This is a genomic window from Kitasatospora sp. P5_F3 (assembly GCF_054049135.1).
In genome coordinates this window covers 1-10044 of the sequence record NZ_JBFUMY010000108.1, presented here as the reverse complement: position 1 = coordinate 10044, position 10044 = coordinate 1, and the positions used below count along the sequence as shown (strand labels likewise).

General features: G+C 74.0%; 9 protein-coding genes and 1 pseudogene. 7 read left to right on the top strand and 3 right to left on the bottom strand.

Going from position 1 to position 10044, the window contains the following annotated elements; translation table 11 throughout:
• Together ACXJMZ_RS34420 and ACXJMZ_RS34415 are read left to right on the top strand one after the other, a co-directional pair.
• Positions 1-330 (top strand): methionine adenosyltransferase domain-containing protein (locus ACXJMZ_RS34420; protein WP_457033951.1); only part of this gene is annotated, 330 nt, incomplete at its 5' end.
• Positions 331-415: 85 nt separating this feature from the next.
• Entirely contained in the window at positions 416-2479 is a 2064-nt protein-coding gene (locus ACXJMZ_RS34415; RefSeq protein ID WP_457033950.1) for a primosomal protein N', read from the top strand.
• A 221-nt stretch (positions 2480-2700) separates the two neighbouring features.
• On the opposite strand, the gene ACXJMZ_RS34410 is transcribed toward ACXJMZ_RS34415, so the two are convergent.
• Positions 2701-3180, bottom strand: coding sequence for a hypothetical protein (locus tag ACXJMZ_RS34410; protein WP_057230914.1), 480 nt, complete (start codon positions 3178-3180; stop codon positions 2701-2703).
• A gap of 204 nt (positions 3181-3384) precedes the next feature.
• On the opposite strand from ACXJMZ_RS34410, the gene def reads away from it, so the two are divergent.
• The 4 genes from def (at position 3385) to ACXJMZ_RS34390 (ending at position 7470) form a co-directional block, all read left to right on the top strand.
• Positions 3385-3924: a peptide deformylase gene (gene def, locus ACXJMZ_RS34405; RefSeq protein WP_457033949.1), complete on the top strand. Its 540-nt coding sequence runs from the start codon at positions 3385-3387 to the stop codon at positions 3922-3924.
• A 46-nt stretch (positions 3925-3970) separates the two neighbouring features.
• Positions 3971-4909, top strand: a complete 939-nt coding sequence (fmt, locus tag ACXJMZ_RS34400) for a methionyl-tRNA formyltransferase (protein ID WP_457033948.1) — start codon at positions 3971-3973, stop codon at positions 4907-4909.
• 73 nt (positions 4910-4982) lie between these two features.
• A complete protein-coding gene (locus tag ACXJMZ_RS34395) occupies positions 4983-6431 on the top strand; it encodes an RsmB/NOP family class I SAM-dependent RNA methyltransferase (RefSeq protein ID WP_457033947.1) in 1449 nt (482 codons plus the stop codon).
• Positions 6432-6498: 67 nt separating this feature from the next.
• Entirely contained in the window at positions 6499-7470 is a 972-nt protein-coding gene (locus ACXJMZ_RS34390; protein WP_457033946.1) for an aldo/keto reductase, read from the top strand.
• 46 nt (positions 7471-7516) lie between these two features.
• Here ACXJMZ_RS34390 and ACXJMZ_RS34385 read toward each other — a convergent pair whose 3' ends face one another.
• On the bottom strand, positions 7517-8335 hold the full coding sequence (locus ACXJMZ_RS34385; protein ID WP_457033945.1) for an alpha/beta fold hydrolase: 819 nt from the start codon (positions 8333-8335) through the stop codon (positions 7517-7519).
• A gap of 158 nt (positions 8336-8493) precedes the next feature.
• Between ACXJMZ_RS34385 and ACXJMZ_RS34380 the strand changes: the two genes are divergently transcribed.
• Positions 8494-9144, top strand: coding sequence for a C39 family peptidase (locus tag ACXJMZ_RS34380; RefSeq protein ID WP_457033944.1), 651 nt, complete (start codon positions 8494-8496; stop codon positions 9142-9144).
• A 3-nt stretch (positions 9145-9147) separates the two neighbouring features.
• On the opposite strand, the pseudogene ACXJMZ_RS34375 reads toward ACXJMZ_RS34380, so the two are convergent.
• A pseudogene (locus ACXJMZ_RS34375) lies at positions 9148-10044 on the bottom strand (nickel/cobalt transporter); the annotation flags it as partial.

Here is a 10044-nt window from a genome sequence, read left to right as displayed (position 1 = left end):
TACGCGATGCGCTGGGTGGCGAAGAACATCGTCGCCGCCGGTCTGGCCTCGCGGGCCGAGGTGCAGGTCGCGTACGCGATCGGCAAGGCCGAGCCGGTGGGCCTGTTCGTGGAGACCTTCGGCACCGAGACCGTGCCGGTCCTGAAGATCCAGGCCGCCGTCTCGGAGGTCTTCGACCTGCGTCCGGCCGCGATCATCCGCGACCTGGACCTGCTGCGGCCGATCTACGCGAAGACCGCCGCGTACGGCCACTTCGGCCGGGACGACGCCGACTTCACCTGGGAGCGCACCGACCGCGTCGAGGAGCTGAAGAAGGCCGTCAACTCCTGATCCACGTGAGGCGGCGGTCATCCCGGTCCGGGATGGCCGCCGCCTTTCGCGTCTCTGTCGGTCGGGTTTGGTAGATGTTGGAGCGATGAGCACAGACGACGCCGGTGAGCAGCTGGCCTTCATCCGGGACACGGTCCGCCGGGCCAAGCCCCGGACGTGGCGTGGCGCGCTGCTGGCCGACGAACTGCCGGTGGCCCGGGTGGTGGTCGACAAGGGGCTGCTCAGCCTCGACAAGTTCTTCGACTACGCGGTGCCCGCGAACCTCGCCGAGGAGGCCCAGCCCGGCGTCCGGGTCCGGGTCAGGTTCGGCGCCAGGGTCGGGGCGGGCGGTCGGCGCGAGGGCGGAGAGCTGTACGACGGCTTCGTGGTCGCCCGGCTGGCCGGCTCGGACTTTCCCGGCGTACTGGCCCCGCTGGCCCAGGTGCTGTCCCCGGAGCCGGTGCTGACGCCTGCTCTGCTGACGCTCTGCCGGACGGTCGCCGACCGGTACGCCGGCTCGCTGGCCGATGTGTTGCAGCTGGCGGTGCCGCCCCGGCACGCCAAGGCGGAGGCCGAGCCCTCGCCCGAGCCGCTGCCGCCGCCCGCCGCTCCGGCGGTCGGCAGCTGGGACCGCTACGTCGACGGAGCGGAGTACTTGACGGCGCTCGGGGACGGTCGCGCGCCCCGTGCGGTGTGGACCGCGCTGCCCGGGCCGACCTGGCCCGAGGAGATCGCCCGCGCGGTGGCCGCCACCCTGGCCGGTGGCCGCGGCGCGCTGGTGGTGCTGCCCGAGGGGCGGTCGGTGGCCCGGGTGGACTCGGCGCTGACGGAGCTGCTGGGGGAGGGGCAGCACGTGGCGCTGGCGGCCGACCTCGGGCCCAAGGAGCGGTACCGCCGCTGGCTGTCCGTCAGCCGGGGCTCGGTGCGGGCCGCGATCGGCACGCGGGCGGCGATGTTCGCGCCGGTGCGGGACCTGGGCCTGGTGGTGGTCTGGAACGACGGCGACGGCAGCCACAGCGACCAACGCGCGCCGCACCCGCACGTCCGGGAGGTGGCGCTGCTGCGCGCCGCCGAGGAGGGGGCGGGTGTCCTGCTGGGCGGGCTGTCGGTGACGGTCGAGGGTGCGCAGCTGCTCCGTACGGGCTGGGCCCGGCCGCTGGCCGCTCCTCGGGAGACGGTCCGTCAGGTCGCCCCCCGGGKGCGGACCGTGACGGACCTGGACCAGGGGCGGGATGCGGCCGCCCAGTACGCCCGGCTGCCGCGCCCGGCGTGGGAGGCGGCGCGCGAGGCACTCACCCGGGGGCCGGTGCTGATCCAGGTGCCCCGGCGTGGGTACGCGCCCCGGCTGGCCTGTGCGCAGTGCCGGACCGCCGCGCGGTGCCGGCACTGTGAGGGTCCGTTGGCGGCGGGTGCGGCCGGGGCGGTGCTGGAGTGTGCCTGGTGCGGGAAGGCCGAGCCGGAGTGGCACTGCGTGGAGTGCGGGTCGTTCCGGCTGCGGGCCCAGGTGGTGGGCGCGAAGCGGACGGCGGAGGAGCTGGGGAAGGCCTTTCCTCGGGTGCCGGTACGGACCTCCGGGCGGGATTCGGTGCTGTCGGTGGTCTCGGGGGAACCCGCGCTGGTCATTTCGACGCCGGGGGCCGAGCCGGTGGCCGAGGGCGGGTACGCGGCCGCGCTGCTGCTGGACGGCTGGGCGCTGCTGGGCCGGCCCGACCTGCGGGCCGGCGAGGAGGCGCTGCGGCTGTGGATGTCGGCAGCGGGTCTGGTCCGTCCGGCCGGTGAGGGCGGGACGGTGGTGGTGGTCGCGGAGCCCACCGCACGGCCGGTGCAGGCGCTGGTGCGGTGGGATCCGGCGGGGCATGCGGCGGTCGAGCTGGAGGAACGGGCGCAGCTGCACTTCCCGCCGGTGTCGCGGATGGCCTCGGTGACGGGTGCTCCGCAGGCGGTGGAGGATCTGCTGTCGCTGATCCGGCTGCCCGACGGGGCGGACGTGCTCGGTCCGGTACCCGCCCCCGGGGGGCGGGGGCAGGAGTGGGAGCGGGCCCTGCTCCGGGTGGCACCCGGTCAGGGGGCGGCGCTGGCCACGGCCCTGAAGGCGGCTCAGATCGCCCGGGTCGCGCTGCGGTCACCGGACCAGGTCCGGATCCGGATCGACCCTCCGGACATCGGCTGAGTCTGAAGCTGCGCCGGTGGCACGCGCCAGGGGCTCGGGGAACTGCGACGCCGACCCCGGGGCGGGGGCAAAGTGCGGGTGTGGTCAACCCCGGGCGCGGTTGGCGTTGCCTGGCGTGCGGGTTCAAGCGAAAGTGCCTGACCGTTTTCGCAGCGATCACGCACCACGGGTCGGCGTCGCAGTTCCCCGAGCCCCTGGCGGTGCCTGGCTGAGCCGTTGCCTCAGGTGCGGAGGGGGAGGCTGGGGCGTTCGGGTTGGCGGGCGGGGGGGATGGTGCGGGTGAGGGGTGGGAGTTCGTCCTCGGGTTCGGGGCGGGTCTGGGACGGGAGCCCGGTGGTGAGGAGTTCGCCGCTGGGGCGGCGCATGCCGTAGCGGCGGTGGACGGCCTGCTTGGTGACGCCGAGGGCGGAGCCGACCGAGTCCCAGGAGAAGCCGAGCGCCCGGTCGAACTCGACGGCTGCCGCGACCAGGGTCTCGACGCTCTCCCGGAGTTCCTGGGCAAGCCGGACGGTGGGCGCGGGGGCCCGGCCGTAGACCACGAAGCCGGCCGAAGTGCTGGGCCGTCGTGGGCGGTAGACGTTGCCCAGCTGGGCGGTGAGGGTGCGGAGGGCGTCGACCTGTCGCCGTACCCGTTCGATGTCCCGCACCAGCAGGTGCAGGCTGGCCCGCGCCCGGGCGTCGTGGTTGATCTGCTCGGCCATGGCCTCTGGTGCCACCTTTCCCTACGTGTTTCCGGCCCGGGCCGTCGTACGGCCCGGTCAATCCCACTTGACCAACGCCCGAGTGCGCGCCTGGTCACGCGCAAGGAGCAGACGGGATATGCCAGAACCTCGGCCGAACGGGCAGGTGGGATTGCATAGACTGGGCTCCGGCCGTTGTCGATCGACCCTCAGGAGACCCGCGGTATGGCGATCCAGCCGATCCGGATATTCGGTGACCCGGTGCTGCGGGCCACGGCCCGGCCGGTGACCACCTTCGACAAGGAGCTGCGGCGCCTGGTGAAGGATCTCACCGAGACCATGCTGAACGCACCCGGCGCGGGCCTGGCGGCACCTCAACTGGGCGTCTCGCTCCGGGTGTTCACGTACAACGTGGACGGGGTGGTCGGGCATCTGATCAACCCGGACCTGTCGCTCAGCGAGGAGGAGCAGGACGGCCCCGAGGGCTGTCTCTCGCTGCCGGGTCTGCGGTACGACACCAAGCGGGCGTTCGGCGTGGTGGCCAAGGGGGTCAACATGCACGGGGAGCCGGTGACCGTCGAGGGTACCCAGCTGCTGGCCCGCTGCATCCAGCACGAGACCGACCACCTGGACGGCATCATCTTCATCGACCGGCTGGACCGCGAGCAGCGCAAGGCCGCGCTGAAGGCGATCCGGGAGGCGGAGTGGGGCGAGGCGCCGGTGGTGAAGATCTCGCCGCACTCCACCTTCGGCTCCGCCCGCTGACCCGACCGTTTCGCTGACACCTGTTCAGACTCCTCGAAAGGCACCCATGCGCCTCGTCTTCGCCGGCACCCCCGAGGTCGCCGTTCCCGCCCTGGACGCCCTGATCGCCTCGGAGCGGCACGAGGTGGTGGCGGTGGTCACCCGCCCCGACGCGATCTCCGGCCGGGGCCGCAAGCTGGTGGCCAGCCCGGTCGCGCAGCGGGCCGAGGCGGCCGGGATCGAGGTGCTCAAGCCGGCCAAGCCGAGCGACCCGGACTTCATGGCCCGGCTGACCGAGCTCGCCCCGGACTGCTGCCCGGTGGTGGCGTACGGCGCGCTGATCCGTCCGGGTGCGCTGGAGATCCCGAAGCACGGCTGGGTGAACCTGCACTTCTCGCTGCTGCCCGCCTGGCGCGGTGCGGCGCCGGTGCAGCACGCGGTGCTGGCCGGTGACGAGGTGACGGGTGCTTCGACCTTCCTGATCGAGCAGGGCCTGGACTCCGGTCCGGTGTACGGCATCCTGACCGAGGAGATCCGGCCGAGCGACACCAGCGGCGAGCTGCTCGGGCGCCTCGCGCAGGCGGGCTCGCGCCTGCTGGTGGCGACCATGGACGGGATCGAGGACGGTGCGCTGCAGGCTGTCCCGCAGCCCGCCGACGGCATCACCCTGGCGCCGAAGATCAACGTCGAGGACGCCCGGATCGAGTGGGCCCACCCCGCGCTGCGGGTCGACCGGCTGGTGCGCGGCTGCGCGCCCGCGCCGGGTGCCTGGACCACCTTCCGGGGCGAGCGGCTCAAGCTCTCCGGACCGGTGAAGCTGGTCATCGACAGCGCCGAGCTGCCGCCGGGCGAGCTGGCCGTGGTCGGCAAGAACAGCGTCCGGGTCGGCACCGGCAGCCACGAGATCGAGCTCGGCGAGGTGCAGCCGCAGGGCAAGAAGCCGATGCGGGCGGCGGATTGGGCCCGGGGCGTCCGGATCGAGCCCGGCGAGCTGCTCGGCCGGTGACCGGGTCGGGCCTGACCGGTCCTACACTTACGGTCTGAATCCGCAGCACATTCCGAGGTACCAGAGGCACCGCATGAGCACTCCCGGCAGCAAGCCCGCGTCCGACAGCAAGCGCCCCGCGCGTCCGCACCGCCGCCCGAAGAAGGACCCGGCCCGGATCGTCGCGTTCCGCGCGCTGCGGGCGGTCGACGAGCGCGACGCGTACGCCAACCTGATCCTGCCCTCGCTGCTGCGCGAGGCGGAGCAGAAGGGCATGGACCGTCGGGACGCGGCGCTGGCCACCGAGCTGGTGTACGGCACGCTGCGGCTCCGGGGCAGCTACGACGCGATCATCGCGGCCTGCATCGACCGGCCGCTGCGCGAGGTGGACCCGCCGGTGCTGGACGTGCTCTCGCTCGGCGCGCACCAGCTGCTGACCACCCGGATCCCGACCCATGCGGCGGTCTCCGCGACGGTGGAGCTGGCCCGGGTGGTGCTCGGTGACGGCCGGGCCAAGTTCGTCAACGCGGTGCTGCGCAAGATCAGCGCGCAGGACCTGGACACCTGGCTGGCCCAGGTCGCCCCGCCGTACGAGGAGGACGCCGAGGACCACCTCGCGGTGGTGCACTCGCACCCGCGCTGGGTGGTCTCCTCGCTCTGGGACTCGCTCGGCCGCTGGCAGCCCGACGCCTCGGGACGCGCCGCGCTGGAGGACCTGCTGCGGGCCGACAACGAACGCCCCGAGGTCACCCTGGTGGCCCGCCCCGGGCGCTCCACGGCGGCCGAACTGCTGGACGCCAGGCCGGAGTCGGAGCCCGGCCGGTGGTCGCCGTACGCCGTCCGCCTGGCCGAGGGCGGCGAGCCCGGCGGGATCGAGGCGGTCAAGGAGAACCGGGCCGGGGTGCAGGACGAGGGCAGCCAGCTGGTCGCGCTCGCGCTGGCCGCCGCGCCGGTCGAGGGCCGGGACCGGCTCTGGCTGGACAGCTGTGCCGGGCCGGGCGGCAAGGCCGCGCTGCTCGCGGCGCTGGCCGCCGAGCGGGGCGCCGCGCTGGTCGCCTCGGAGAAGCAGCCGCACCGGGCCCGCCTGGTGGCCCGCGCGCTGGACGGCAACCCGGGTCCGTACACGGTGATCACGGCTGACGGCACCAAGCCCGCCTGGGCCGACGGCACCTTCGACCGGAGCCTGGTGGACGTGCCCTGCTCCGGCCTCGGCGCGCTGCGCCGCCGTCCGGAGGCCCGCTGGCGCCGCCGCCCCGAGGACCTGGCCGGTTTCGGCCCGCTCCAGCGCGACCTGCTGCGCGGCGCGATCCGGGCGACCCGGATCGGCGGCGTGGTCGGCTACGCGACCTGCTCGCCGCACCTGGCCGAGACCCGCGCGGTGGTGGACGACGTGCTGCGCGACACTCCCGGTCTGGAGTGGATCGACGCCCGCCCGCTGCTGCCCGGCCTGCCCGGTCTCGGCGAGGGCCCGGACGTCCAGCTCTGGCCGCACCTGCACGGCACCGACGCGATGTACCTGGCGCTGTTCCGCCGCACAGCCTGACGTAATTGACCCCGGGTCGGAAAAGAATGCTGGACAGACCGGCGGCGGCCGGGTGAGGGTGGCGGACATGGAGTTCACCCACCTCGGCCGCACCGGCCTGTCCGTGTCCCGACTCTGCCTCGGCACCATGAACTTCGGCCCGCACACCACGGAGCCGGACGCCCACGTGATCATGGACACCGCCCACGAACTGGGCGTCAACTTCTTCGACACCGCCAACGTCTACGGCTGGGGCGAGAACAAGGGCCGGACCGAGGAGATCCTCGGCAGCTGGTTCGCCCAGGGCGGTGGCCGCCGGGAGAAGACCGTGCTGGCCACCAAGCTGTACGGCGACATGGGAGAGTGGCCCAACGAGGGCAAGCTCTCCGCGCTCAACATCCGCCGGGCCGTGGACGCCAGCCTGCGGCGGCTGAACACCGACTACATCGACCTGTACCAGATGCACCACGTCGACCGGGCGACGCCGTGGGAGGAGATCTGGCAGGCGATGGAGGTGCTGGTCGCCCAGGGCAAGATCATCTACGTCGGCTCCAGCAACTTCGCCGGCTGGCACCTGGCGCAGGCTCAGGAGACCGCCAAGGCGCGGAACTTCCTCGGCCTGGTCAGCGAGCAGTCGATCTACAACCTGCTGGAGCGCACCGTCGAGCTGGAGGTCGTCCCGGCCGCGCAGCACTACGGCCTCGGCCTGATCCCGTGGTCCCCGCTGAACGGCGGCATCCTCGGCGGCGTGCTGCGCAAGGAGCGCGAGGGCCTGCGCCGACTGGAGGGCCGGGCCGCCGAAGCTGTGGCGGCCAAGCGCGAGCAGATCCAGGCGTACGAGGACCTGGCGGCCGAACTCGGCCAGGAGCCGGGCGACATCGCGCTCGCCTGGCTGCTCTCCCGCCCGGCGGTGACCGCCCCGATCGTCGGCCCGCGCACCCTGGACCAGCTGCACGCGGCGGTCCGGGCGCTGGATGTGACGCTGGACCAGAAAACCCTGGACCGGCTGGACGAGATCTTCCCCGGCCACCGGACCGCGCCGGAGGACTACGCCTGGTAGACCTCTGCTCCGGTCGGCCGGGTGCACCGGCCGACCGGACGGGGCGTCAACTCCGTTCGGCGGTGAAGCTGTTCACCAACTCGGCGAAGGTGGCCGGTGCGGTGACGTTGACGAAGTGGTCGGCCCCGGCCACGGTCACCCGGTGTGCGCCGGGGAGGCCGCTTGCCACCCGGTCCGCGCAGTGGTGGGTGAAGGCGTGGTCGTACTCGCCCACCGCGACCAGGGTCGGGACGGTCAGGCTGGCCAAGTGTTCGATGCCCGGCCGGGCGGGCGGCAGCGGCTCCGCCGGATGGCCGAAGTAGAAGCCGGGGGAGCCCGCGCAGATGTCGGCCAGCCAGGCCCGCTGCCCGGCGTCCAGCCGGGTGCCCCAGACGGCCAGGTCGGCCGCCACCGCCGCGGCCAGGTCCGCGCGGGCGGCGGCCGCCGCCCGGGGTTCGAGGGCGGTCAGCAGGCGGTCCAGGTCGGCCTGCTCGGCCGGGTCGGGATCGGGCAGGTGCAACGCCGAGCCGACCAGCATCAGGCCGCGCACCAGCTCGGGGAACTCCACCGCGAAGTCCAGCGCCTTGCGCCCGCCGTCGGAGGAGCCGACCAGGACGGCGCCCGCCACCCCGGCCCGGTCCAGCACCGCCCGGAGGTCGTCGACCGGGGACCAGGGCGCGGTGATCGCAGAGGAGTACCGGCCGACGCCCCTGTCGTCGTACCGGGTCACCCGGTGGGCGGCGGTCAGTGCGGCGAGGTTGGGCTCCCACTGCCGCAGGTCGGTGGTGCCCGCGTTGAGCAGCACCAGGTCGGGCCCCTCGCCCTGCTGGGTGTACCGCAGCCGCCCGCCGGGCACCTCCGCGTAGTGCACGTCCTGCTCCGTCATTCCCCGACCCTCCGTCAGCACCGTGTCCGTGACCCCGGCAGGAGAGCACAGTGCGGTGGCCGTTCTCCACCGAATTGGGACCGGGTCGACGCGGCGTCAGGCCGCTCCCGGTCGTCCGGCGGGCGGCGCGGGCGGCGGGAGTGGGTGAGGATGATCGGATGAAGCCGATCACGCATCAGGTTCCCTACCACGCGCAGTGGGAATCGCCCGAGCTGGTGCCCGACATCCTGGCCGGGACGGCGCTGGCGGTGGACGACCCGCTCTGGGCACTGTCCGGTGCGGCGGACCAGGAGGAGTACGAGTACTGGTCCTGGCGCCTGTGCGGGGTGGCCTGCCTGCGGATGGCGCTGGACTACTGGTGGGGCGTCAGCCCGCCCGCCGTCCGGCTCGCCGAGGAGTGCCTGGAGGCGGGGGCGTACGTACGTCACCCGGACGGCCGGTTGGACGGTCTGATCCACGCACCGTTCGCCGCCTATGTGGAGCGCCGCTGGGGACTCTCCGCCCAGGCGGTCTCCCCGCTGTCGACCGAGCGGATCAGGGCGGAGCTGGCCGACGGCCGGCTGGTGATGCTCTCGGTCCACCCGTCGATCCGCACCCTGGACCCCGATCCGCCGCGCCCGGGCGGGCACCTGGTGCTGGCGGTGGGTGCGACCGACGGCGAGCTGGTGATCCACAACCCCTCCGGGTTCCCGGACGGTTCGCAGAGTTTCGCCCCGGTGCCGTGGCCCGCGCTGCCGCGCTACTACGCCGACCGGGGCATCGTGCTCGGCGCTCCGGGCAGCGGGGGCAGTGCGGGCAGCGCCGGCTGAGCGTCAGAGCGCGGTGGGGAGACTGCGCAGGACAAGTCCCAGCCCGACGGCCAGCACCAGCAGGGCGGTGAGCAGGCCGCTCCACGGTGCGAAACGGCGGAGCCCGGCCAGCAGACTGCCGTCCGCCGCTGCGGCGATCCGGTCGCCGATCCGGAGGAAGAGCAGGCCCGCCGCCGTGAGGGTCGCGGCCATGCCCAGGCCGTAGGCCAGTACCAGGGCGACCCCGAACATCGTCCGTCCGAGTGCGACGGCGCCCAGCAGCACCACCAGCGCGGACGGGCTCGGGACCAGGCCGCCGGCGACGCCCAGGCCGATCAGGCCGGTGCGGCCGAGTGGCTCGGCGTGGTGGTGGTGGCCGAACAGGCCGTGGTCGTGGTGATGGTGGGTGGGGGCCTCCAGTACGGCTACGGCACCGGCCTGCTCCGGGGCCTCGTGCGGATGCTGGTGATCGTGCGGGTGCGGGTGGTCGTGGCCGGGTGAGTGGTCGTGGTCGTGCGGGTGCTGGTGCGCTGCCCCGGTGGTGGGCCTGGTCCGGCGGCGTACGTCGCGCAGCAGCAGCGCCCCGACCGCCGTCACCAGCAGGCCGCTGACCACGCCGAGCCGTCCGAGCAGCACGTCGCCCGCCAGCGCGGAGAACCCGGTCAGCAGCAGCCCGAGCACGAGCACGCCCGCCGTGTGGGTGAAGGTGACGGTGGCTCCGACCGTGACGGCGTCCCTGACCCGGCCGCGCCGGCCGGCCAGGTAGATGCCCATCGCCGCCTTGCCGTGCCCGGGGAGCAGAGCATGGCCCGCGCCGAGGACGGTGGCCAGCAGGACGGCCAGCAGGCCGACCGGGACGGTGAGGCGGTGCGCCGCGCCCAGGTCGGCCAGCCGGCGGTCGAGCCCGGCCAGCCACCCGGC

Excerpts from the sequence above, each read along its gene's own strand:
- def (WP_457033949.1), top strand. The coding sequence starts at position 3,385 with ATGGCGATCCAGCCGATCCGGATATTCGGTGACCCGGTGCTGCGGGCC.
- ACXJMZ_RS34385 (WP_457033945.1), bottom strand. The coding sequence starts at position 8,335 with ATGACGGAGCAGGACGTGCACTACGCGGAGGTGCCCGGCGGGCGGCTG.
- ACXJMZ_RS34410 (WP_057230914.1), bottom strand. The coding sequence starts at position 3,180 with ATGGCCGAGCAGATCAACCACGACGCCCGGGCGCGGGCCAGCCTGCAC.
- fmt (WP_457033948.1), top strand. The coding sequence starts at position 3,971 with ATGCGCCTCGTCTTCGCCGGCACCCCCGAGGTCGCCGTTCCCGCCCTG.
- ACXJMZ_RS34380 (WP_457033944.1), top strand. The coding sequence starts at position 8,494 with ATGAAGCCGATCACGCATCAGGTTCCCTACCACGCGCAGTGGGAATCG.
- ACXJMZ_RS34395 (WP_457033947.1), top strand. The coding sequence starts at position 4,983 with ATGAGCACTCCCGGCAGCAAGCCCGCGTCCGACAGCAAGCGCCCCGCG.
- ACXJMZ_RS34390 (WP_457033946.1), top strand. The coding sequence starts at position 6,499 with ATGGAGTTCACCCACCTCGGCCGCACCGGCCTGTCCGTGTCCCGACTC.